Genomic DNA, 25050 nt, shown 5'->3' with positions numbered 1-25050 from the left:
TTTTATGTAAACGTTTTACATGCTATTTTGTAAAGGGGTTGCCCTCGATTTGAGCATGGACTAGCCTGTTATTTTCAGCAGAAGGGTTGCGCACTTGGCCACACCGACGATCAAACAGGTTGCCCAGCTGGCGGGCGTTTCGATCGCCACCGTGTCGCGCTGCCTCAACGAGCCCGACCGCGCCGGCAAGAAAACCCTGGCGCGCGTCCGCGAAGCCGTAGCCGAGCTGGGCTATACGCCCAACCTGCTGGCCCAGAACTTCCGCCGGGGCCGCACCAATATCGTCATGGTCGTCGTGCCGCAAATCGGCCTGCCCCTGTTCGAGGACGTGCTGAACGGTATCAAGACGGTGCTGGGCGGGCGCTATTCCCTGGTCATCACCGAAGCCAATGTCGACAGCCAGAAGAGCAGCAATTTCATCGACATGCTGGTGTCGCGCCAGGTCGAAGGTGTGATCCTGCTGGCCTCGCTCCTGCCCTTCAGCCCGCAACTGATCGCCGCCAACCAGACGCAGCCCCTGCCGCTGGTGGTAGGTTTAGAACCCCTGACCGACGACCTCGAAAAGCTGCCCAGCGTCCATATCGACAACTACCAGGCCGCGCTGGAAGCCACGCGCTACCTCGTCGATCTCGGCCATACGCGCATCGCCTTCGTGTCGGGCGCCGCCAACTCGCTGATCACCGGCGACCGCGAGCGCGGCTTCCGCGCCGCCATGGCCGAGGCAAATATCGCGGTCGCTCCGGCCCTGGTGCAATATTCCGACCTGACCATTACCGGCGGCGGAATTGCCGCGCAGCATCTGCTGCGCATGACCGACCGGCCGACCGCCATCTTCTGCGCCAATGATGACATGGCGCTGGGCGTGATGAGCTCGGCGCGGCGCATGAAGATCGATGTCCCCGGCCAGTTGTCGGTCATGGGGTTCGACGACACCTGCTACGCTGAAATCTCGAATCCCGCCCTGTCGACCGTCCACCAGCCGGCGCGCGATATCGGCGTGCGCGTCGCCCAACGCCTGTTGCAGGAAATGGAGACGCCGGATCACGAGTCCTTGCGCGTCGAAACCCTGCCGCACAAGCTGGTCATTCGCGAGTCGACCCGGCGCCCGATGGCTTAGACCCAAGCCCCCCCCCTTCCGCCGCCCGCTGCACACGCGTCCGCTATGGCTTTTCGGAATAGACGAAATCACGGAAATCGGCCGGAACCTTGCGCCCGGTCAGGTCCTGGGCGCACACGCCGACAAAGGTGCCGGTAAAGCTGGCATCGACATCGCGGCCGGCATCGTCGCTCAGCGTCGCGGCTTCGAGCGCCGGCCCGACCGCTTTCCACGGCCCGGTGCCCGCGGCGACGAAGAACTGCTGGCGGTTGCCGTCGCACACCAGGTGCAGACGGATTTCGCCCTGCGGCAGGCGGACACGTTCGCCGAGGAACTCCACGGCCTGGGTCTCGTCGGCGCGGCACACCATGACTCCGGCATAGCGCCCCAGCACGTCGTCGTGCGACACGTAGAGGTAATGGAACTTGCGCGAATTGTAGTAGGCGACCAGTCCGGCCATCTGCTGGAAATCGTCGGGCGCGTAATCCATCACGACCTCGGCCGAAAAGACAGGTTCGGTCTGGCGGCGCGCCACCAGGGCCTGCTCGAACAGGGCGCCGATCGACTGACGGCCGAACAGGCGCAGATAGCCCGGGCGCGCGGCCAGGGTGAACAGCCGCCCCGGCTCGGGCGAGCGCAGCCACTGGAAATCCTCGGCTAAGGGTCCCGGCGTGAAGCGATAGTGGATACGCGATTCCGCCGCCGCGCGCTCGCCTTCGAAAACGGTCTCGTCGGGCAGGACGCTGCCCGATGGCGTACGGAACCAGCCGTCGCGGTAGACGATCTCCTGCAGCCCGGTTTCGCGCCCCATCGGGCTCTGCCCCTTGCGCGAGCACAGGAAGGCCAGGAACAGGCGGCCGTCGGGCAATTCGGCCAGCGAACCGTGGCCGACGCGCTGCAATGGATGGCCGGGCGCCCCCCGCGCCGTCAAAAGAAAGCCGGCCGGATCGGTCTCATACGGCCCGCCGATGGTGCGCGACCGCGCCACCGTCACGGCGTGGCCATACCCCGTGCCGCCTTCGGCAACGAACAGATAGTACCAGCCGTCGCGCTTGTAGAGGTGCGGGCCCTCGGTGCCGCCGCAGCCCGAACCCCGATAGATGGTCGTCGGCCGGCCGACCAGGCGCTGCAGGCCCGGATCGTACTCCTGCAAAACGATGCCGCCGAAGCGGTCGTGGCCGTCGCGGTGGTCCCACACCATGTTGAGGAACCATTTGCGGCCGTCGTCGTCGTGGAACAGGCTGGGATCGAAACCGCTGGCATTGAGAAAGACCGGATCGGACCACGGCCCGGCAATGTCGTGCGCCCAGGTCAGGTAGTTCGGCGTGTCCTTGAAATTGCCGTCGAAGCGGCTGACGCGCGTGTAGCATAGCCAGAACCGCCCGTCGGAATAGCTCAGGCACGGCGCCCAGACGCCGCAGCTGTCGGGAACGCCACGCATGTCGAGCAGCCTGGCCTCGTTCAGCGGCCGCGCCGCCAGTTCCCACGCGCGCAGGTCGCGTGAAGCATGGATCTGCACCCCCGGAAACCATTCGAAGGTCGAGGTCGCCACATAGACCGTACCGTTGGCGACGCAGATCGACGGATCGGGGTTGAAGCCCCTGAGGACCGGATTCTTGACCTTCGCCAACTGGTGTCGCATCGCTCTTCCATCATTGAATGGAAACGTTTTTATTCGTTTCGCTTGGGTGATAGACCGGAATATGCATTGAAAACAGTATGTTTTTCAAGGGATAAAATCACATCTGTTGCATTTTTGTCAGAATCCATTCTGATTTTTTGTAAACGTATTGGCAATTTTTCGAGTCTGTGTAAAAACGTTTACATTCCGGAGCCGCCGCCACAGCGCGCTAGTCCGGCAAACAGGGAGCATTCAATGAAAAAGACCACCCTCGGGACAGCCTCGTCCCTGGCACTGATCGCCGCCTGCGCCGGCCTCGTGCCCGCCATGGCGTCGGCCCAGACGGCCCAGACCGCCGCCACCCCGTCCGACAGCAATGTCGTTGTCGTCACCGGCCTGCGCAAGTCGCTGCAGAGCGCCATCACCATCAAGAAGAACGCCAGCGGCGTCGTCGACGCCATCAATGCCGAGGATATCGGCAAGTTCCCGGACACCAACCTGGCGGAATCGATCCAGCGCATCCCCGGCGTAACCATCGACCGCAGCAACGGCGAAGGCGCGCGCGTCACTGTCCGCGGCTTCGGCCCGGAATATAACCTGGTCACGCTCAACGGCCGCTCGATGCCCGGCGGCATCAGTTCGTCGTCGCAGTCGGCCTCGCGCTCCTACGACTTCGCCAACCTGTCGGCCGACGGGATTACGGGCGTAAACGTTTACAAAACGGGCCGCGCCGACACGCCGACGGGCGGCATCGGCTCGACGATCGACATCCGCACGGCCCGGCCTTTCGACTACAAGACGATGCAGGCCACACTGCAGGTCAAGGCGACCGACGACACCACGACCAAGGGCACCAGGCTGACCCCCGAAATCTCGGGCCTGTTCAGCGACACCTTTGCCGGCGGCAAGCTCGGCTTCCTAGTCAACGGCAACTATTCGGAACGCAACAGCCGCCTGGAGCAGGTCTTTATCGGCGCCTGGCTGCCGAACGTGGTGCCGAATTCGGGTGCCAACATCGTCAGCCACAACACCAATCCCGACGGCAACACCTGGGCGCCGCAGAACGAGAACTTCCTGTATACCGACCACCTGCGTACGCGCCTGAACGGCCAGGCCGTCCTGCAGTTCCGCCCGGTCGACTCGGTCGTCATGACGGCGGACTACACCTATACCCTGTACCGCGAAACGGCGCAGAACCACGAGGCCGGCGCCTGGTTCACCTATGGCGGCGACCTGCACAACGCCACGATCAACGAACACGGCACCGTGGCGAACTTCGAGGACGCCGGCGCCGACCTGTCCTTCCAGGATTCGAACGACAAGTTCCGCAACGAGAACAAGTCGGCCGGCTTCAACGTCAAGTGGGATGCCTCGGACAGCCTGACCTTTACCCTCGACGCCTCGGATTCGACCGCCGTGTCGGGCCACGGCGCCGACGGCAACAACGCCTTCGCCCTGATCGGCTTCCTGTCGGCCACGCCCGGTTACGGCGACTCGATCTTCTCGGCCAAGACCTTCTGCACCTGCAATCTCGACATCCCGAAGACGACCTACACCTTCACACCGGGTCATTCCTGGGACAGCCTGACGACGGCGAACCTGGCCGGCCTTTTCGCGGAAGACAACGCCAACTATTTCCGTACGGAGATCAAGCAGGTCCGCGCCGACGGGCTGTGGCGCAACAGGTCTGACAGCGGCCTGAAGAGCCTCAAGTTCGGCGTCTCCGACACCAGGTTCACCACGGCGGCCCGCAGCTGGCAGGATCAGCTGAGCCTCGGCTTCTACGGCGATACCGGCTCGCTGACCATCCCGCTGACCAAGGTCGGCATGGACGGCCTGTTCAGCCCGTTCTCGGGCGGCGGCGCGACCTCGGTGCCGTACATGTACACCTACAAGCTCGACGACCTGGTGAAGGCCAGCGCGTCCCACTACGGCTGGCAATGGGGAATTCCCGCGACGCCGCTCAATGACGACCACATCGCCGAAGAGGTCAAGGCCGCCTACGCGCAAGCCGACTTCGACACCGACTTCAACGGCATGCGGTTCAAGGCCCTGGCCGGCCTGCGCTATGAGCACACCGACGTGACGGCCAACAGCCTGGTCCAGGTCCCGGCCGCCATCGTCCAGACCTCGGCGACCGAATACTTCACCCAGATGGCTTCGGGCTCGAGCTTCAGCAACGTCAAGCGCAAGTACGACGAATTCCTGCCGAGCCTCGACACCAGCCTGGCGATCCGCGACGACTTCATCGTGCGCGCCTCGTACAGCCGCACCATCACGCGTTCGGACCTGACGGCCATGGTCGGTACCGAGGCCTTCTCGAACGATCCGAAGCCCGGTGCGCGCACCATCTCGGCCGGCAATCCGGGCCTGCTGCCTTACGCTTCGGACAATATCGACCTGACGGCCGAATGGTACCCCAACAAGGACACCTATTTCACCGTCAACTACTTCAGCAAGAACGTCAGCAACTTCCTGACGACCTCGACCTCCGACGTGCAGGTGGCCGGCCTGACGGATCCCGCGCTCGGCGCCCGCGCCCAGCTGGCCAGGACGGAACTGGCGGCGCACGGCAACAGCAATCCGAGCTCGCAGGACATCTTCATGCAGATGACCGCGGACGCGGGCACGTCCTCGATCACCGGCGACGCCACCGACCCGGTCATCACCTGGCAGGAGACCAAGCCGACCAACGCCAACACCGTCCAGGTCCACGGCTTCGAACTGGCCGCCCAGCATGTCTTCGGCGACACGGGCTTCGGCTTCCAGGCCAACGTCTCGCTGCCAGCCGGCGGCGCCCACTTCAACAACGCCCAGATCGGCAACCAGTTCGCCCTGCCCGGCCTGTCGAAGTCTTACAACCTCGTGCTCTTCTACGACAAGAAGGGCATCCAGGGCCGCGTCGCCTATACCCACCGCGACGAGTTCCTGTCGGCCATCGGCCAGCTCTATGTCGCGAACGAACCGCAGTACACCGAGGCTTACGGTCAGCTGGACGCTTCGGCCAGCTACGACTTCACGCCGCACCTGTCGGTCTTCTTCGACGGCATCAATCTGACCAACTCGTCCCTGCGCATCCACGGCCGCTATACCGAGCAGCTGGTGTCCGCGCAGGTCTACAAGGCCCGCTACCAGGTGGGCGTGAAGTACAAGTTCTAAGCGTACCCGCCGGCCGGCCGTTTTCCCGCGGCCGGCCGGCACCCGACACGTGCATTCCTTTCTGTCTTCCCTAGCCTGCAGGCCATTCCCCTCGTGGGAATGGCCCTTTTTATGAGAGCCCGGAGTCTCAAAGCGGGCCCGATCCTGGAGGACGTCATGACCCGATATGTTGCCGTTGATGCCGAAGCACACCGCCACGCCCGCATTGTCAGCGGCCCGCGCGCAGAGTTCGGCAATGCCGTGCCGTTCGTCGGCATCGTGCCCGGAGAATTCGCCCGCATCGCCGCCCATCATCCGATCTTCCTGCGGCGAAATCGCGCGGGCCTTCTGGAACCCGGCGCCATGCTGGGCTTCGTCGCCGGCGAAAACCTGTTCCTCAACGACACAGGCTGGGCCACACCCTATGTGCCGCTCGAATTCCAGCGCCAGCCCTTCATGCTGGTGCCCGACGAGGACACGCAATGGCGGTTGGCGATCGATGCCGACAGCCCGCGCCTTAGCGCCGATGACGGCGAGCGCCTGTTCCTGGCGGGCGGGCATCGCTCGGACTATCTCGAACAGGCGCACGAGGTGGTGACGCGCTTCTGCCAGGGCGTGCCGGCGGCGCACGACTACGGCGAGCGCTTGACGGGCCTCGGGCTGGTCGAACCGGCGCGGATCGAGGTCCGCTTCGACGACGGCCGCGAGACGCGTATCGAAGGCCTGCACACGATCGACCGCGCGCGCTTCGACGCCCTGGACGGCGATGCACTGCTGGGCCTGCGCAACGAAGGCTGGCTGGAGCTTCTCTACATCCAGCTGGCGTCGCTGGCGCAGGTGCCGAACCTGATCGCGCGCCGCGACGGACGCTTCGCATGACCACGGCGGTCAGGCGCTGGCAAAACGTCGATGCGGTGCTTTTCCTCGACGTCATCAAGCCGCAGGCCAGGCCGGCCGTGCTCGAAAACCTCGTTGGCGACTGGCCGATGGTGGAAGCCGCGAAGGCCTCCGACGCCGGGGCAAAGGCCTATCTCAAGGGCTTCGCCGCCCCCGATCCCGTGCCCTTCTTCGAAGGCCCGGCTGATATCGGCGGACGCTTCTTCTATGCCGATGAGCGCCTCGACCGGCTTAATTTTTCGATCCGGCAGGCTCCGTTCGACGTCTTTCTCGACCGGCTGGCGGGCCCGGAAGCCCTGTATGCGGGATCGCTGCCGCTGGCCCGTCATTTTCCCGGCTTCGCCCGGGCCAACAGCCTGGGCGGCCTGATCCCGTCGTCGCAGGCCATGGCATCGCTGTGGATCGGCAACCGGACACTGGTCGCGCCGCACTACGACATTCCCGAAAACATCGCCTGCGTGGTCGCCGGGCGCAGGCGTTTCACCCTCTTCCCGACCGGCCAGTTCCGGAACCTCTATGTCGGGCCGATGGACGTCACACCGGCAGGCCAGGCGATCAGCCTGGTCGATATCCGCCATCCCGATCTCGAGCGCTTTCCACGCTTTGCCGAAGCGCTTGAGGTCGCCGAGGTCGCCGAGCTCGGGCCGGGCGATGCCCTCTACATCCCCAGCCTGTGGTGGCACGGCGTCGAGTCGCTGGAACCGTTCGGCGCCCTGGTGAACGTCTGGTGGCGCGACACGCCGGCCTATACGGGCTCGCCCTATGCCGCGCTGCTGCACGCCGCGCTCACCCTCAAGGACCTGCCGCAAGCACAACGGCAGAATTGGCGCGAGGTCTTCGACCACCTGATTTTTCAAAGCGACGGCCCGGCTCAGCCGCACCTGAGCGACGCGCAACGCGGCCTCTTCGGCGCACCCTCGCCCGACAGGGCCGCGCGCCTGCGCAACATTATCGAGCGTTTTAGCTAGCGCTTCAATTCTGCTTCCAACGCCTCCAGCGACTTGCCGCGCGTTTCCGGCAGGCCGAGCAAGAAGAGCACCGCGAAGCCCAGTCCGAAGACGGCATAGAGGCCGAAGGTCCAGGCGCTGCCCATGCCGTTGAGCTGGATGGGGAAGAGGAACTGCACGCCGAAGCTGACAATGGCGTTGAGCGTGCTCATGGCCGCCATGGCGACGCCGCGCACGGCATTGGGATAGATTTCCGACAGCATGACCCACATGACCGGCCCGAGTGACACTGCGAAGCTGGCGACGAAGCCGAGAATCCCCAGCAGGATCAGCCGCGCGTCGGCATGGGTCGCCTTTTGCAGGAACAGGGCCTCATGCGCCTTGTACGCGCTTTCGCCGACCGTCTGCCTGGCTGCGGCCTTGAAATCAAGATCGCTGGCAAAGGCCTTTCCGGCGAGCCGCGTCACCGCCGGCAGCTTCGTCTCGGCCGCGACAGACGACGCATCCGCCGGCGACAGCGAATAGCGCGCCTGGTTGAAGCCATAACCGATCACCGCCATGGACAGGGTGATGCCGATGACGCCGGCGACCAGCAAGGGCTTCCTGCCGATGCGGTCGATCAGCAGCATGGCGATGACGGTAAAGACGATATTGACCAGCCCGATCAGCACGGCCTGGGCGAAGGCGGCATTGGTGCCGACACCCGATTGTTCGAAGATGGTCGGCGCGTAGAAATAGACGGCGTCGATGCCGGTAATCTGTTGCGCCACGGCCAGCATCGCGCCGACGCCGACGACATAGGCCAGCGACGGCGAAAACAGACGCAGGATGCGCTGGAAAAGCGGCGGCTGGGCGCCCGGTCCGGCGTGAAGACCGGCCAGCAGGGTTGCGGTCTCCGCCTCGCCCTGGAACCGTGCGAAGATCTTGCGCGCTTCGCCTTCGCGCCCCCGCAGCGCCAGGAAGCGCGGGCTTTCCGGCACGCGAAAGAGCAGCAGGAACCAGGCCGCCGCCGGCAGGGCCGACACGCCCAGCATGTAGCGCCAGGTTTCGGTATCCAGGTGGATCGCCGACAGCCAGGGCGCACCGGAATGGCTCAGCCGCAACAGGCCGTCATTGAGGAAGTAGGCCGCCGAAAAACCGAAGATGATGTTGAGCTGGTTGATCGACACCAAGGTCCCGCGGCTTTTGGCCGGCGAGATCTCGGAGATGTAGATGGGCGCCAGGCTGAGGCTGCCGAAGGCGTAACCGCCGACCGCGCGCGCCAGGACCAGCGACCAGACATCCTGGGCAAGGGCCGCCCACACCGCCGAGATCGTATAGAGCGCGGCCAGCACGATCAGGATCGGCCGCCGGCCCGTATAGTCAGCGATCGAGCTGACGGTCAGCGAGGCCGGGATGTTCATCAGTGTCGGCGCGGCCACGACGAGGCCGATCTGCCAGTCGGCCAGGTTGAAACGGCTGGCGACCGTGCCGATGGCGCCGGAAATCACGGTGGCGTCGACGCCGAAAAGAAACCCGCCCAGCGCGACGATCGTCGCCCAGGCATAGGGCGCCCTACTGGTACTCATAAGCCTTTGTCCCCTGTTTCTCTTTTTATTGCCTTAAGGCCGCTTATCGTTAAGGTTGGGCCTTCCACCGCGTGACGGCGGCATTCCATCGGGTTGCGATGGCTGGATTGTCCTGGAGCCGTGAATCGCCCCAATAGCCGTTACTGTAAGGCTTTCCCCACATGGCCTGGGCGTCCCAGTCGGCATTGATATAGGCCAGGATCCGCACCTCGGGATGCGCCGCCAGATAGTCGAACAGCGGCTGGTACCACTGGCTCCAGATGTCGACGGCGCTAAGTTTCGTGCGTCCCTCGCCCGGCTTGCCGTCGTAGTCGCGCGTTATATCGGCGCGGGCTTCCGCTTTCAGGTCGTAGCCCTGCGGTGTCGATTCCGCGATCATCACCGGTTTGTCATGCTGCGCGGCAAAGGCCACCAGTTCGTCGCGCAGCGCCCCCTGCGTCGGCGCGGTGAAACCATTCTTTGCCGGCACGGCGCGATCGGGATCGAGGAACCACGACATGGCCGCGACATCGACATAGGCGTCGCCCGGGTACCACGGGTCGATGGCGATGCGGCGGCCGCGGATCAGCGAGGCCAGGGGCGAGCATGAGGCCTGCCAGACATAGCGCACATTGCCGACGCCCTGAGCGCGCATGCGGTCGACGATGTGGCGGAAGGCGGCGACATAGGCCGGTGCATTGTCATAGCCGTCGTTCCACGGCCCGTCGAACTCGTAGCCGATGCGCAGCAGGATCGTCTTGTCGCTCGCCTTGAAGAAGCGCGCCAGATGGTCGATTTCCGCGTCGAACGTGCCGTCGGCGATGCGCTTCAGCCCGCCGCGATGGCCGGCCTCGGCGATCGACAAGCCGATGGCGACCGACGATACCGGCAGGCCGGTGACGCTTTTGTAGGCGCTGGTTACGCCCGCGCCCCAGTCGGCGTCCGCTGCCGGGCGGTTATGTTCGTCGACACCCAGACCGCCGAAACCGTGCGGATCGAACAGGTCGTAGAAGCCGAGATAGGTGGTGACGCCGTCCGGGCGCACACAGCACTGGCTGAGATAATAGTCGCGGACCGATCCGAAGTCCTGGCCGACGATATAGGCCCGGGGTATCGGCTCGGCTGCCAGGACCGCAGCCGGCAACAGGGCGGCGGCGATCAGGCCCGCACACACCCTGAAGAGTTGAAATAAAAACGTTTTTATCACATCTCGCCCACCATAAGACTGGATATTACAGAATTATGTGATGATTTCAAAGCCAATCTTATGAGATTTAATGAAAACGTTTTTATTTCTGGCCGCGCAAGGGTCTTGCGCCTGGTCTGTCGCCGCCGCAGCGCTCCCTGAAGGCCCGCACGACAAAGGCCGGCGCTTTCGGGCGCCGGCCTTTGAATGTTTCCGCATCCCGCCGGCCGCGGCGGGGCAAGCACCGGAATCAGAAGGCCACGTTCACATTGGCATGGGCCAGCCACGACCCGGCGCGCGTGGCCTGGTCGGGCGCCAGTGCACAGGCCGCGTCGATATTCATCATGACGTGGCGCGTCAAATGGACTTCGGCGCCCGCTCCGGCCGAAGCGACGCCGCGGGTTTCGCGGGCGGCGTTGTCGCGGCCATAACCGGCGTCGACAAAGAAAAGCGGCGTGACCTGGGCGCTGACGCCCCAGCTTTTCGCCGGGCCGCGCAGCTCGTTGCGCACGACCAGCGCCGTGTCGAACGCGCCGTTGTCGAGCGTATAGCCGCGCACCAGCGACGACCCGCCCAGCCCCGCCTGCTCGGTCCGCGGCAGAGCCACGGCGGAGAATTGGCCGATGGCCTCCGTCTTCAGCGCCAGGACGTGTCCGATCGGCGTGGTGCGGCTGTAGGTGCCGGTCAGATAGCTGTAGGTCGCGCCCTTCTGACGGCCCTGCGAATAGAGGATCGCCTGCTCGTCGCTATTGCCGCCGTTCAGGCCGCCCGGGCTCATGTGAACAGCCAGGTCCAACACCGAACGCCCACTGTGGTGATAGCCGAGATAGAGCTGATAGGTCTCGACCGAGATGTCGTAGACATCGAGCTTGCCGAAATAGGTAATGCCGGTCTGGTGACGCGCTTCGATGCCGAAGCGCACGTCGGTCGCGCCACGGTCCCCATAGAGGTCGGAAATGGCGAAGCGATAGCCCAGCGTGCCTTCGGCAGCCTTCAGCCGGACGCTGAACGGGTTGCCCGGCTGGAAGGTTTCGACCGCGTCGGCGCTGGCCTCGATCTGGCCGCGACGTCCGAACGGCAGGGTGTAGCTGAGCGCGGTGCTCTTATAATGGGGGTCGTCCGCGCCCTGCAACGCGTCGCGCGAGGCCGTCGACTGGAGCGACAGGATGCTGTCGGCGCCAAAGACGCCGCCGATGGCGCCGCCGACGAAATAGCGGTCGAAGCTTGTCGTGGGCGAGCCGTCATTGCTGTAGCCGGCATAAAGCTGCCACGGCTTGCCGTGACGCACGGCGAGCGTGAGGTCCGACACGCCCAGTTGGTCACCGGGCGCGAACATGGCCTGGACGCTGCGGAACGGATAACGGTTGATCCAGTCGAGATCGTAGGTCAGTTCGCGGGCATCAATGGCCTGGCCGGACTGCAAGCCGACCTCGCCGCGCAGGCGGGCGGCCTCCTTTTCGGACGCGCCGCCGACCGAAACCTTGCCGGCGCGGAACTCGACGACGCGAACCTGCACGACGCCGCCGGTAATTTCCTGCTCCGGGGTCGACAGGGAGACGAACGGATAGTTCAGGTCACGGTAATGGCGGGCGACCGCAGCCTCGATCTCGGCGATCAGCTTGCGCGACAACGGCTTACCGAGATAGGGCCTGAGGATGCCTGCGATCGCCGGATCGCTTTTGAGGCGGGCGACGTCACCGACCGTGACGCCGTCGCCCGCGCCGTTGTGCGCCGCTTCCGACGCCCCAAGCAGGACGATGGCGCGAAGATCGGGGCCGATAGGCGTCGCGTCCTGTTCGGACGGCACGGCGTTCGGTGTCGCAATCGGAGTCATCGTGCCCTGCGGCACCGCCGGCAGGTGGCGTTCGACGGCCTGGCCGTGAGCCGACACCGCGGCGAGCAACGGCAGCAGGGAGATCGCCTGGGTCAGGCCTTTGAACTTGGACTTGGAAAACATGGCCTGCTTTATTGCGTGCTGAAGGTGATGGAGGACGAGACAGCCTGGTTGTCGGGATAGGGCTGGTTGCCGCCCCCGCCGCTGCTGAATGCGGCGCCGGAGTCGCCGGCGACCTGGAGGTTCGCACTGGAGGCGGCCGCTTCGCCGCCGCCGGAGGTGCCGTCGCCCGCACCCTTTGCGCCGCTATCGCCTGGAGACGAGGTCCCCGACGACGACGTGCCGGAAGACGATGTGGAGGATTGGGTCGCAGAGGACGAAGGTGTCGACGGCGACGGGCTGCCACCGGACATGACGATCTGCGCCGGCTGGACACTGGGCTGGCTGCTCGGCGGCGTGGACGGAACGACCACCACCTGATTCTGCTTGGCCACCGCCGTAATCGTAAAGACGCCCGGCACGACGGTGACGGCGTAGTTGGACCCGGCCTGCAGCGTCCCCTGCCCGATCGCATATACGCCCGGATCCTCACCCGAGGTCCGTTGCAGGCTGCCACTCAAGGCATCGTTGCCCGCCAGGCTGCCGGTAGCGAAGGTATAGGTCAGCAGCGGATCGGCGGCGCCGGAGAACTTGCCGGTGTTGTCGGCAGCCAGGGTAAGACTGCGCACGGCGATCGTGCCGATAGTGCCCGTGGCGGAACCGTTGACCGTGTAATTGCCGGCGTCCGTACCCGAAACCGTCAGGCCCGCGACCTGGACGGACTTGCCCGCGCCCGCATTGGCGTCGGCGTACGTGGCGGCCGCCGGCATGTTCAGCGCCACGTCGTCGCCCGAAAGGACGCCGGACAGCGTGTAGTTGGCCGAGGTCAGGCTTGCCGCCGTCGTGGCGTCGTAGGTTTTGGAAGTCGTACCTGTAAGGCCGGCGGCAAGCGCGGCCTTGGCGATCGAACCGAACGCGGTCTGAGTGGCGACGGTATAGTTGCCGCCATTATTTCCGTCGTTGACCGTATAGCCGTTGACCAGAACCGTACGGGCGCCGGCATTCTTGCTGTCGAACACCTGCGACGTACCGGTCACCGTATCCGAGTCTTTGAGGCCCGAAACGCCGACCGTGCCGCTCGAAGTCGTTGTCGCGTCATAAGTCTTGCTATCGGAGGAAGCCGTCAGGGTCAGGGCGGCCTTGGCGATCGAACCAGACGCGGTCTGAGTGGCGACGGTATAGTTGCCGCCACCGTTGCCGTCGTTGACCGTATAGCCGTTGACCAGCAGCGTACGGGCGCCGGCATTCTTGCTGTCGAATACCTGCGACGTACCCGTCACCGTATCCGAGCCTTTGAGGCCCGAAACGCTGATCGCGCCCGTCGAAGTCGTTGACGCGTCGTAGGTCTTGCTATCGGAGGAGGCCGTCAGGGTCAGAGCGGCCTTGGCGATCGCGCCCGAGGCCGTCTGAGTGGCGACGGTATAGTTGCCGCCACCGTTGCCGTCGTTGACCGTATAGCCGTTGACCAGCAGGGTGCGGGCGCCGGCATTCTGGCTGTCGAACATCTGCGACGCGCCGGTGACCGAATCCGAGCCCTTCAGGCCCGAAATGCTGACCACACCCGTCGAAGTCGTTGTCGCGTCGTAGGCCTTGCTGTCGGAGGAAGCCGTCAGGGTCAGAGCGGCCTTGGCGATCGTGCCCGAGGCCGTCTGGGTGGTGACGGTGTAATTGCTGCCGCCGTTGCCGTCGCTGACGCTATACCCATTGACCAGCAGCGTACGGGCGCCGGCATTCTGGTTGTCGAACACCTGCGTCGCGCCGCTAACCGTATCCGAGCCCTTCAGGCCCGAAATGCTGACCGCGCCCGTCGAAGTCGTTGTCGCGTCATAGGTCTTGCTGTCGGTCACCGCAGCAAGTGTCAACATCGCCTTGGAGATCGTACCCAAAGCCGTCTGACTGGAGGTGATGGCGTAGTTTCCACCGCTATTGCCGTCGTGGACGGTATAGTCGCTATCCACCGACAGGGTGCTGGCGTTGGTACCGAGCACGTTCTTCGAACCGAAGGACTGCGTGGCGTCGACCGTGTCCGAGCCCTTGAGGCCAGTGACGCCGACAGTGCCTGTTGAGCTCGTGCCGCCGTCATAGGTCTTGCTGTCGGTCACCGCAGCAAGCGTCAGCGTTGCCTTGGAAATCGTGCCCAGAGCGGTCTGGCTGGAGGTAATGTTGTAGTTGCCGCCGCTGTTGCCGTCGTGAACAACGTAGCCGTTATCCACCGACAGCGTACTGGCGTTGGTACCCAGCACGTTCTTCGAACCGAAGGACTGCGTGGCGTCGACCGCGTCCGAGCCCTTGAGGCCAGTGACGCTGACGGTGCCAGTCGAACTCGTGCCACCGTCGTACGTCTTGCTGTCGGTCACCGCAGCAAGCGTCAGGCTGGCCTTGCCGATCGTGCCCGCGGCCGTACCCGTCGCATCGACCGTGTAGTTGCCGCCGCTATTGCCGTCGTGGACGGTATAGTTGCTATCCACCGACAGCGTGCTGACGTTGGTACCGAGCACGTTCTTCGAACCGAAGGACTGCGTGGCCTCGACCGTATCCGAGCCCTTCAAGCCCGTGACGCTGACGGTGCCAGTCGAGCTCGTGCCGCCGTCGTACGTCTTGCTGTCGGTCACCGCAGCAAGCGTCAACGTCGCCTTGGAGATCGTGCCCAGAGCGGTCTGGCTGGAGGTGATGTTGTAGTTGCCGCCGCTGTTGCCATCGTGGACGGTATAGCCGCTATCCACCGACAGCGTACTGGCGTTGGTACCGAGGACATTCTTCGAACCGAAGGACTGCGTGGCGTCGACCGTGTCCGAGCCCTTGAGGCCAGTGACGCCGACAGTGCCAGTCGAGCTCGTGCCGCCGTCATAGGTCTTGCTGTCGGTCACCGCAGCAAGCGTCAGCGTCGCCTTGGAAATCGTGCCCAGAGCCGTCTGGCTGGAGGTGATGTTGTAGTTGCCGCCGCTGTTGCCGTCGTGGACGGTATAGTTGCTATCCACCGACAGGGTGCTGGCGTTGGTACCGAGCACGTTCTTCGAACCGAAGGACTGCGTGGCATCGACCGTATCCGAGCCCTTCAGGCCAGTGACGCCGACAGTGCCCGTTGAGCTCGTGCCGCCGTCGTAGGTCTTGCTGTCCGTTACAGCCGCAAGCGTCAGCGTCGCCTTGCCGATCGTACCTGCGGCCGTACCGGTCGCATCGACCGTGTAGTTGTCGCCGCTATTGCCGTCGTGAACAACGTAGCCGCTATCCACCGACAGCGTGCTGGCGTTGGTACCGAGCACGTTCTTCGAGCCGAAAGACTGCGTGGCATCGACCGTGTCCGAGCCCTTGAGGCCAGTGACGCTGACGCTGCCGGTCGAGTTCGTGCCGCCGTCGTAGGTCTTGCTGTCAGTTACAGCCGCAAGCGTCAGCGTTGCCTTGCCGATCGTACCTGCGGCCGTACCCGTCGCATCGACCGTGTAGTTGCCGCCGCTATTGCCGTCGTGGACGGTATAGTTGCTATCCACCGACAGCGTACTGGCGTTGGTACCGAGCACGTTCTTCGAGCCGAAGGACTGCGTGGCGTCGACCGTGTCCGAACCCTTCAGGCCCGTGACGTTGACAGTGCCAGTCGAGCTCGTGCCGCCGTCGTAGGTCTTGCTGTCGGTCACCGCAGCAAGCGTCAACGTCGCCTTGGAGATCGTGCCCAGAGCGGTCTGGCTGGAGGTGATGTTGTAGTTGCCACCGCTATTGCCGTCGTGGACGGTATAGCCGTTATCGACCGACAGGGTGCTGGCGTTGGTACCCAGGACATTCTTCGAACCGAAAGACTGCGTGGCATCGACCGTGTCCGAACCCTTGAGGCCAGTGACGCTGACGCTGCCCGTTGAGGTCGTACCGCCGTCGTAGGTCTTGCTGTCGGTTACAGCCGCAAGCGTCAACGTCGCCTTGTTGATAGTGCCCAGAGCGGTCTGGCTGGAGGTGATGTTATAATTGCCGCCGCCATTGCCGTCGTGGACGGTATAGTTGCTATCCACCGACAGCGTACTGGCGTTGGTACCGAGCACGTTCTTCGAGCCGAAAGACTGCGTGGCGTCGATCGTGTCCGAACCCTTCAGGCCCGTGACGCTGACCGTCCCGGTCGAGCTCGTGCCGCCGTCGTAGGTCTTGCTGTCGGTCACCGCGGCAAGCGTCAGCGTCGCTTTGCCGATCGTACCTGCGGCCGTACCCGTCGCATCGACCGTGTAGTTGCCGCCGCTATTGCCGTCGTGGACGGTATAGTTGCTATCCACCGACAGCGTACTGGCGTTGGTACCGAGCACGTTCTTCGAACCGAAGGACTGCGTGGCATCGATCGTGTCCGAACCCTTCAGGCCCGTGACGCTGACCGTGCCGGTCGAGGTCGTACCGCCGTCATAGGTCTTGCTGTCGGTCACCGCGGCAAGCGTCAGCGTTGCCTTGCCGATCGTACCTGCGGCCGTACCCGTCGCATCGACCGTGTAGTTGCCGCCGCTATTGCCGTCGTGGACGGTATAGTTGCTATCCACCGACAGTGTGCTGGCGTTGGTACCGAGCACGTTCTTCGAACCGAACGACTGCGTGGCGTCGACCGTGTCCGAACCCTTCAAGCCCGTGACGCTGACGCTGCCGGTCGAACTCGTGCCGCCGTCGTAGGTCTTGCTGTCGGTCACCGCAGCAAGCGTCAGCGTTGCCTTGGAAATCGTGCCCAGAGCCGTCTGGCTCGAGGTGATGGCGTAGTTTCCGCCGCTATTGCCGTCGTGGACGGTATAATTGCTATCCACCGACAGCGTGCTGGCGTTGGTACCGAGCACGTTCTTCGAACCGAAGGACTGCGTGGCATCGACCGTGTCCGAACCCTTCAGGCCAGTGACGCTGACCGTGCCGGTCGAGCTCGTACCGCCGTCATAGGTCTTGCTGTCTGTTACAGCCGCAAGCGTCAGCGTCGCCTTGCCGATCGTACCTGCGGCCGTACCGGTCGCATCAACCGAGTAGTTGCCTCCGCTATTGCCGTCGTGGACGGTATAGTTGCTATCCACCGACAGCGTGCTGGCGTTGGTGCCGAGGACATTCTTCGAACCGAAGGACTGCGTGGCGTCGACCGTGTCCGAGCCCTTCAAGCCCGTGACGCTGACCGTGCCGGTCGAGGTCGTGCCGCCATCATAGGTCTTGCTGTCGGTCACCGCAGCGAGGGTCAGCGTCGCCCTGGTGATCTCACCCACCGCCGCCGAAGCGGTCGTCGAAGCCAGGGTGTAGTTGTTGGGATTGCCGGACAGGCTGATGCCGCTGGCGGTCACCGTCTTGGACGACCCGACGTTCTTGCTGTCGAACGCAGCGCCTGTCATGGCGAACGTTACGCTGTCGCTTCCGGATACCAGGCTGGCGGCGCTGAGCGTCAGGCCGGACATGCCGGCCGTCGTCAGGGCATCATAGGTCTTGCTGGCGCTGCCCGAAAGAGTCGGCGTTACGCTGGCCGCGTAGGCATAGACGAAATGATTGCCAGTCGGCACGGCGCTGGCAAAGGTACCCAGGCTGAAATCGTAGGCGTTGTTGTAATAGTTGGTCGCCGTCAGGCCGCCGAAGCTGTTGACCGGCAGGGTCCCGGTCGGATCGGCGGCGTTCTGCGTATAGACGGTGAAACCGCCGCCGGCGTCGAGCGCGCTCGAACCGGCCGTATTGCTGAAAATGCCGTTGGCCGCCAGAAGGGTCGCGCCTGTCGTATGAACGGCGGCGCCGAGATTGATATTGCCCGAGCTGGCGCGGGCGTTCAGCGACGTCAGGGCCGTCGTGCCCCCGATAATTCCGTTCAGCGTCACGCCGGTGCCCTTGAGAGCCAGGGCGTGGGCGCCGTCGACCGTGCCGTTCAGGCTGAGGGTTCCGCTTGTGGCGGTCAGGACCGCATCGGCGTTCAGCGTCACCGCATCGCCAAGGCTTTGATTGCCGCTGGTGGTGATATTGCCGGCCAGCCCGGTCGTGCCGCCGCTGTTGGTCGTCAGCGCGGTCAGGGCCGTAGTCCCGCCGATGGCGCCGCCGAAGGTCGTCGCGCCGGTGGTGTTGACCGTCAGCGAATAGGCGCCGTCCACCGTCTTGCCGAAGGTGATCCCGCCGTTACCGGTCGAAGCCAGGATGGCGTCTGCCTTCAGCGTCGCAATGTCGTTATAGGTCTGGCCGCCGCTGGTCGTAATATTAGCGCCAAGCCAGGTCGTACCTGCACTGTCGGTGGTGACGGACGCAAGCGCAGTCGTACCGCCGATGGCGCCACCGAAGCTGGTCGTGCCCGCCGTATTGACGGCCAGCGCATAGGCGCCGTTCACCGTATTGGCGAGAGTGATATTGCCGCTGCTGTTTGACGTCAGCGTCGTCGTACCCGTCAGGGTCACGGCGTCGTTATAGGTTTGCGCGCCGGTGGTCTTGACGGTGTTTTTCAGCGTCGTGCTGCCGGCGGCGTCGGTGGTCAGGCTTGTCAGGGCGGTGGAGCTGCCCACCGTATTACTGAAGGTGGTGGCGCCGGACGTATTGACGGTCATGGCGTAGGCGCCGTTGACCGTACTGCTGAACTTGATGGCGCCGCCACCGGTCGATTTGAAGGTGGCGGCGCCCGTAAGCGTCAGGGCCTCGCCAAAGGTCTGGTTGCCCGTAGTCGAGACATTGCCCTTGACGGATACGGTACCGCCGGTGTCGGTGGTCAGGCTGGTCAGGGCTGTCGTGCCACCGACCACGCCGTTGAAGAGGGTGGGATATTGGTTATTGACCGTCAAGCCGTAGGCGCCATCCACGGTCTTGTTGAAAGTGATGGAGTAGCCGCCGGTCGAGGACACCGTCACAGTACTACCCAGCGTAACGGCGTCGTTATAGGTTTGCGCCGCGTAGGTCGTTACATTGCCGGTCAGCCGGGTGGTTCCCGCACTGTCGGTCGTCAGACTGCGTAGCGACGAAGTACCGAATGTCGTCGTGCCGGATGTGTTGACGGTAGCGACCGTACTCGTGCCGGTGACGGCGTGAAAGGTGATGTCACCGCCGCCGGTCGAGGCCAGCGTACTGGAGCGGTTCCAGTGCACGGAGTTGGCGTAGGTCTGGGCGCCCGTGGTGGTGATATTGTATTGCACCACGGTCGTACCCAGGCTTCCGGTGCCAAGGCTGGTCAACGCCGACGTCGCGCCGATTGCCGCACCAAAAGTGGTGGTGTTGCTGCCGCTGTTGACGGTAAGGCCGTAGCCGCCATCGATGGTCGAGCTGAAGGTGAGCGCGCTGTTGCCGGTACTGACCGAAGTGTCGGCCGCCAGGGTGACCGCACTGCCGAATGTCGTCGCGCCCGCCGTGCCGATAGAACCGCCCAGCGAAATTCCGTTGACCGCCGTGACCGTCAGACCGCCGCCGAAGGTCGCCGCCTGGTCGAACCTAAAGGCGCCGCTGGCGATAATCGCGGTATTCGCCGTACCGGTCCCCGACTGAATGTCCGTATAGGCCGTCGCGCCGAACGTGTTCGACACGTCGCTTTGCAGGGCGCTATAGGTCGTATCGGCGGTGGTGTAGGTCAGTTTGCCGGAGGTGACATTGAAGCCGGTGACGTCGAGGCCGGTCAGGTTGCCCACGGACAGGTTCGGCGCGTCGGTATAGGAAGCGCCGGTGATCGCGCTATCGCCATTCAGGATTTCGGTGACGCCCAGTCTGGTCGCCGCGCCGACCGTGTTCGGATCGACCATGATGTAGTAGTAGCCGTTGGCGCCACTGGTGCCGGTTCCGCCCAACTGGCTGCCGCCGTTGTAGACATTCAGCGTCGCCCCGGCCGCGGCCCCGCCGCCGACACCATAGGCATAGCCGCTGATGATCTGCTTCGGCATACCGAAGGTGGTGAGCCAGGGATAGTAGCCGGCAGCCGAGCTCCAGTAACCGGTACCGAGGCCGTTGGGCAGGGTGCCCGACTGCATTTGCGCCGTCGTCAGGCTGTCGGCATTGCCGTTACCCTGACTGACGCCGATCGCATTGGCCTGGCCGGTCGTGTCGGCGTCGGAAGATCCGACGGCTGTGCTGTCGTCGGTACCGACAAAGCCCCCGACATCACCGTTGCCGGTCACCCGACCCGTGGCATAGGCGTTGAACACGCCGCCTTCGTTCCAGCCGACAAGGCCGCCGACATCTACGTCCCCGGTCACCGATCCGGTAGCGTAAGCCCCGTCGATCGTTCCATTGTTGTAGCCGGCCAGCCCGCCGACATATTGCGCGATGGGAGCATTGACCGCGCCAGTGGCGAAACTGTTGCTGACCAGACCGTCATTATAGCCGACCAGTCCGCCGACATAACTTATACCGCCGTCACCCGTGACGGCCGCCGAAGAATAGACGTTCCGAATCGTGCCGCCGCTGTAGCCCGCGACAGCGCCGACCAAGTCGTTCGCCTCGATGGCCCCGCCAAGGATACCGATGTCGCGAATCGTTCCGTTGTTGTTGCCGACCAGGCCGGTCGCACCGCCGTTGGTCTGCGTTATCGTCAGATTGCTGATGGTGTGGCCAAGGCCCGTCAGCGTGCCGTCGAAATCCTGCAGGACCGATGCCGAGTAGGCAGAGCTGGCGGCCAGGTCGGTCGAAAAAGCGTAGTTGCCGGTGCTGTTGCCTTCAAGGCCGGCCAGGTCATCCAGGCTGGTCAGCAGGCTGTAGCTATTACCGTTGATGGTCAGGGAACCGCCAGCCCCCGTGAAGCTCAGCGACTTGCCGAGCGCGAAGGCATAGTCGCCATGGGCGGTCGTTAAGGTCACGCTGCCCGCGCCCGATACGGTCACATTGGCGTTAAACTGGATCGAGTGGTAGGCATCGAAGGTCAGCGCCTGGCCGGTGGACCAGGCGATATCGGAATTGACGATGATATCGCCGTTGCCGCCGGCGACGGGCGCCGTCGTCTGCAGGACGACGTCGGTCGTCGCGAGATTGTCGTTGATCGTGGCGGCGGCGGAGTCATCGATGACCAGGTCGTCCGGGTCGGTCAGCCAGGTCCCCGTCTTGCCGCGGGCCGACGTATCGACCTTCGCACCCTTGAAATTCACGGCGTGGCCCGAGGTCTCGACAAAGCCGCCGTCGCCGCCGTTGAGGCCGCCGCGCGCCAGGGCCGTGCCCTGGAACACCAGCTGGCCGGCGCTCATGTCGGCGATCGCCGAGACGCTGCCGCCCTTCCCGGTCGCCGCCGTCGCCGAAGCGTCGAGCACGCTGCCGGAGGCCACCGTGACCTGGCCGCCGGTGACTGAGATCGCGCCGCCGTTGCCGGCCGCGTCGGCGGCCTTGAGCGTGCTGCCCGAAACCTGGACCGAACCGCCGGCGCCCGCCGTAAGATAGATATGGCCGTCGGCCGACGTCACGCCGGTGGCGCGGAGCACGCCATCGGTATTGCCGGCCAGGGCGTAGACGCTGCCGCCTTCGGCACGCAATTCGGCCGCGGCCGCTTCGATGGCGCCGGTATTGGTGACCGACGTATCCTTGCCGCCGCTCAGCACCAGGAACCTGCCGTCGTCCAGGCTTGCGTCGCGCATCAGGATGCGGCTGCCGGCCAGCAGGCCGATCGTGCCGTTCGGCGCGGTGATGGTCCCGTCATTGCGCACATTGGTGGCGATCAGGGCGACGTCGCCACCCAGCGCGCCGATCTTGCCGAGATTGACGACCGAGGCCAGGGACTGGCCTTCGAAGGTGTGGTCGCCGCCCTTCAGGAAACCGGCATTATCGAGATCGAGGGCCGAGGCGACGAAGCTGCCGCCGACCTTGACCACGCCCGACTTGCCCACGATGACGCCGTTGGGATTGATCAGATAGACCGAGCCCGTCGCCGACAGCAGGCCGTCGATCGAACTGAGATTGCCGCCGGTGACACGGTTCAGCGTCGCGCCCGTGCCGTTGTCGAACTGGACGGTGCCGCCCTGCCCGATCGAGAAGCTTGTCCAGTCGATGACCGCCTTGTCCGAGGCCTGGGTGATCACCAGGCCGGCGCCGTTTCCGGAAACGTTTGCATTTCCGGCCACGACCCTGCCGTTCGTCGGCAGGGTCACGCTCTGGGCTTGCGCGTGCGCCAGGGCCGGCGCCATGGCGATGACGGCGCACAGCATGGAGCCATGCATCAGCCGGCCACGCGTGTTGCGAATTTTCCGGAAAGAACGAAACGAGACAGCTTTGCTGTCCTGGGCATAGATCGACATGGCTTCTGCACTCTAAACTTGCAAGTGCATTTATACCGTGTCGAGGTTTCGCCTTGGTTAAATTGTCGTCGACAAAATGCCTTAATTTTTTCAGTTATCTCAATATTTTAACACAAAAGAAACGGACGGGCAATCCTGCCCGGACGGATGATTCCGGCAACCGTCAGACAAGCCCTTGCGGATCAACGACCACGTGGGTGATATGGCGGCGTCCGCGCGTATAGGTGATGTGGAGCCGGCCGTCCGACGCCTGGATGACCGCCGGATAGGCATAGCCTTCGGTAAGCGCCTCGTCCTCGAGCGTCAGCACGTTGCGCCAGTGTACGCCGTCCTCCGACAGGCCGATATTGAGCGGCCAGCGGTCGCCCTTGCCCGGCTCGTCCGGGCGGTGGGCGCTGTGGTTGTAGACGATCAGCTGCCGCCCGTCGTGCAGCGTCACGGCGTCTATGCCCGAATTGGGATTGGGCAGGTCGACGGCGCCGATGCCGCTCCAGGTCAGGCCGTTGTCCTTCGACCAGCTCGATGCCACGACACCCTGGCGCGAGCGCGCCACGACCTGCAGGCGGCCTTCCTTATGGAAGAGGATGCTCGGCTGGATAGCCTCGATCGATACTTTCGACGGCACGTTTTCCGTCCGCGCCCAGGTACGGCCCTTGTCGGCGGAGCGCTCGAAATGCAGCTGCCAGGCGACGTTGGACGCACCGGTCATGCCCTCCGCCGCCTCGGTGCTGGACGGGGACAGCCAGGTTCCGTCCGGCAAGCGGACCGGCTTGTTCTTGATCGGCCCCAATATGCCGTCCGCCAGGCGTTCCGGCTTCGACCAGGTGCGGCCGTCGTCGGCCGAGCGGATGCACATGCCCCACCACGCCTGTGGACTGGGGCCAACCTTGTAGAACAGCACCAGGTCGCCGTCCGGATCCTGGAACAGGGCCGGGTTCCAGGTCGGATAGCGCGTGCCGTCCGGCTGGACGCCGTCGGCGACCTGCGTTTGCGGCTGCCACCGGCCGCCTTCCATGCGGGCAAACCAGATGCAGACGTCGGGGTTGCGCTCCCTGGTGCCGCCGAACCAGGCCGCCGCGATTGTCCTGGCGCGGGTCTCGACAATGGTCGAGGCGTGGCATTCGATATAGGGCGCGGTCTCATAGATATTGCCCTTGTGCAGCACCGGATCTTTGCCCGCAGGTGTCTTCGGCGCGGCGCGCGACGGCGGCGCGGCCAGGGCGAACAGGCCAAGGGCAGCGGATTTCAGGAACAGGCGTCTCATGACTGGATCTCCGCTGAGGGAACAATCGGCTTGCGCACGCCGAACAGATAGACGAGCGCGGACAGGCTGGCGGCGGCGGCCCCGACCAGCAGGGCCGGTACGAAACTGCCCGTCCACTGTACTATATAACCGGTAACGACCGGCGCCAGGGCGCCGCCGATATAGCCGCCGAAATTCTGCACGGCGCCGAGCGAGGCGACCTGTTGGGGCGGCGCGACAGCCGAGACCAGCGCCCACGATCCGGTGGAGGCGACATTGGCCAGGAAGATGACGGCCGAGATGCAGATGAGCGCCAGCAGGTTGCTGTGCACCAGCGCGGCCGGCACGGTGAAGGCCGCCATACCGAACATGGCCCCGATCGTCAGGTATTTGCGCCCCTTCACCGTGGAACCGGTCAGCCTGACCAGCCGGTCCGACAGTCCCCCCGCGACCAGGCAGCCGATGAAGCCGCAGAAGAACGGCACGAAAGCCGCGAAGCCGGAATGGATCGTGTCCATGCCGCGCGCCATCTGCAGGTAGTTGGGCAGCCAGGTCAGGTAGAGCCAGTTGAGATAGACCGAGCCGAAAAAGCCGAAGATCATGCCCCAGGTCGTGCCATGCCGGAAAAGCCGGCCCCAGGTCTTGAGGCCTCCGGACGCCTTTGGCGCCGGTTCGGGCCGGGCGATGACCGCGCGCGCTTCGTCGCTCAGGCGCACCTGATCCGGATTACGGTAGGCCGACCACCACAGGACGGCGACGAACAGGCCGGCGATGCCCAGCGCCACGAAGACGGCCCGCCATCCCCAGGTGACCAGCATGAGGCTCAGGACCGGCGGCGCGATCGCCGTGCCCAGCGGCGACGCCGAATTGAAAACGCCCGTCGGAAAGCCCCGCTTCTCAAGCGGAAACCAGTCGCTGACCACGCGCGCGGCCGTGGGAAACTGCGGCGACTCGCCGATGCCGAGAAGGATGCGCGCCCCGAGGAACGAAGCCAGGCTGTTGACCCGGCCGCACAGGGCCTGTGCCACCGACCAGAAGACGATCCCGAAGGTCAGCATCAGCCGGGGGCGATAGCGGTCGATCAGGCCGCCTATGGGCAGCTGCGCCAGGGCATAGCTCCACGAAAATGCCGACAGCAACAAGCCCATATGGCCCAGCGACAGGCCCATGTCCTGGCGGATGGCGGCATTGGTCACCGACAGGGCGCTGCGGTCGAGATAGTTGAGCACGCCGGTGACGACCAGCAACAGCAGCGACAGGCGCTGGACCTGAGTAAGCGAACGCACCT

Annotated in this window: 11 protein-coding genes; 4 read left to right on the top strand and 7 right to left on the bottom strand. The window is 64.6% G+C overall.

Annotated features, from left to right (window positions below):
• Positions 1–94: 94 nt before the first annotated feature.
• Positions 95–1117 carry a LacI family DNA-binding transcriptional regulator gene (locus AB8717_RS20260; protein WP_443751335.1) on the top strand — a complete coding sequence of 341 codons (1023 nt, stop codon included), beginning with the start codon at positions 95–97 and terminating at the stop codon, positions 1115–1117.
• Between the two features lie 43 nt (positions 1118–1160).
• Here AB8717_RS20260 and AB8717_RS20255 read toward each other — a convergent pair whose 3' ends face one another.
• Positions 1161–2738 (bottom strand): glycoside hydrolase family 43 protein, encoded by a 1578-nt coding sequence (locus AB8717_RS20255; protein WP_443751334.1) that lies wholly within the window; start codon positions 2736–2738, stop codon positions 1161–1163.
• A 234-nt stretch (positions 2739–2972) separates the two neighbouring features.
• Between AB8717_RS20255 and AB8717_RS20250 the strand changes: the two genes are divergently transcribed.
• The 3 genes from AB8717_RS20250 (at position 2973) to AB8717_RS20240 (ending at position 7720) form a co-directional block, all read left to right on the top strand.
• Positions 2973–5876, top strand: coding sequence for a TonB-dependent receptor (locus tag AB8717_RS20250; RefSeq protein WP_443751333.1), 2904 nt, complete (start codon positions 2973–2975; stop codon positions 5874–5876).
• Between the two features lie 156 nt (positions 5877–6032).
• A complete protein-coding gene (locus AB8717_RS20245) occupies positions 6033–6734 on the top strand; it encodes a SapC family protein (RefSeq protein WP_443751332.1) in 702 nt (233 codons plus the stop codon).
• Complete coding sequence (locus AB8717_RS20240) at positions 6731–7720, top strand: cupin-like domain-containing protein (protein ID WP_443751331.1); 990 nt, start codon at positions 6731–6733, stop codon at positions 7718–7720. The genes AB8717_RS20245 and AB8717_RS20240 overlap by 4 nt, the downstream gene beginning before the upstream one ends.
• On the opposite strand, the gene AB8717_RS20235 is transcribed toward AB8717_RS20240, so the two are convergent.
• From AB8717_RS20235 to AB8717_RS20210, 6 genes are all read right to left on the bottom strand, one after another.
• A complete protein-coding gene (locus AB8717_RS20235; protein ID WP_443751330.1) occupies positions 7717–9267 on the bottom strand; it encodes an MFS transporter in 1551 nt (516 codons plus the stop codon). The genes AB8717_RS20240 and AB8717_RS20235 overlap by 4 nt on opposite strands.
• Before the next feature lie 49 nt (positions 9268–9316).
• The gene (locus AB8717_RS20230) at positions 9317–10453 is read right to left on the bottom strand and encodes a hypothetical protein (RefSeq protein ID WP_443751329.1); all 1137 of its coding nucleotides are present in this window, start codon (positions 10451–10453) and stop codon (positions 9317–9319) included.
• Between the two features lie 229 nt (positions 10454–10682).
• Positions 10683–12389 (bottom strand): ShlB/FhaC/HecB family hemolysin secretion/activation protein, encoded by a 1707-nt coding sequence (locus tag AB8717_RS20225; RefSeq protein ID WP_443751328.1) that lies wholly within the window; start codon positions 12387–12389, stop codon positions 10683–10685.
• Between the two features lie 8 nt (positions 12390–12397).
• Complete coding sequence (locus tag AB8717_RS20220) at positions 12398–22441, bottom strand: YDG domain-containing protein (protein WP_443751327.1); 10044 nt, start codon at positions 22439–22441, stop codon at positions 12398–12400.
• A gap of 241 nt (positions 22442–22682) precedes the next feature.
• A complete protein-coding gene (locus AB8717_RS20215) occupies positions 22683–23783 on the bottom strand; it encodes a sialidase family protein (protein WP_443751326.1) in 1101 nt (366 codons plus the stop codon).
• Positions 23780–25048, bottom strand: a complete 1269-nt coding sequence (locus tag AB8717_RS20210) for an MFS transporter (protein WP_443751325.1) — start codon at positions 25046–25048, stop codon at positions 23780–23782. Before AB8717_RS20210 ends, AB8717_RS20215 begins: the two co-directional genes overlap by 4 nt.
• Positions 25049–25050 lie beyond the last annotated feature (2 nt).

The sequence above is a fragment of the Asticcacaulis solisilvae genome (assembly GCF_052327315.1).
In the GTDB taxonomy this organism is placed as follows: Bacteria; Pseudomonadota; Alphaproteobacteria; order Caulobacterales; family Caulobacteraceae; genus Asticcacaulis; species Asticcacaulis solisilvae_B.
Note: the sequence above shows the minus strand (reverse complement) of the source record. Positions and strands in the feature narration are given on the sequence as shown.

What these genes read in the sequence shown, in the direction of transcription:
- AB8717_RS20250 (WP_443751333.1), top strand. Translation starts at nt 2,973, where the DNA reads ATGAAAAAGACCACCCTCGGGACAGCCTCGTCCCTGGCACTGATCGCC.
- AB8717_RS20220 (WP_443751327.1), bottom strand. Translation starts at nt 22,441, where the DNA reads ATGCATGGCTCCATGCTGTGCGCCGTCATCGCCATGGCGCCGGCCCTG.
- AB8717_RS20225 (WP_443751328.1), bottom strand. Translation starts at nt 12,389, where the DNA reads ATGTTTTCCAAGTCCAAGTTCAAAGGCCTGACCCAGGCGATCTCCCTG.
- AB8717_RS20215 (WP_443751326.1), bottom strand. Translation starts at nt 23,783, where the DNA reads ATGAGACGCCTGTTCCTGAAATCCGCTGCCCTTGGCCTGTTCGCCCTG.
- AB8717_RS20245 (WP_443751332.1), top strand. Translation starts at nt 6,033, where the DNA reads ATGACCCGATATGTTGCCGTTGATGCCGAAGCACACCGCCACGCCCGC.
- AB8717_RS20235 (WP_443751330.1), bottom strand. Translation starts at nt 9,267, where the DNA reads ATGAGTACCAGTAGGGCGCCCTATGCCTGGGCGACGATCGTCGCGCTG.
- AB8717_RS20240 (WP_443751331.1), top strand. Translation starts at nt 6,731, where the DNA reads ATGACCACGGCGGTCAGGCGCTGGCAAAACGTCGATGCGGTGCTTTTC.
- AB8717_RS20255 (WP_443751334.1), bottom strand. Translation starts at nt 2,738, where the DNA reads ATGCGACACCAGTTGGCGAAGGTCAAGAATCCGGTCCTCAGGGGCTTC.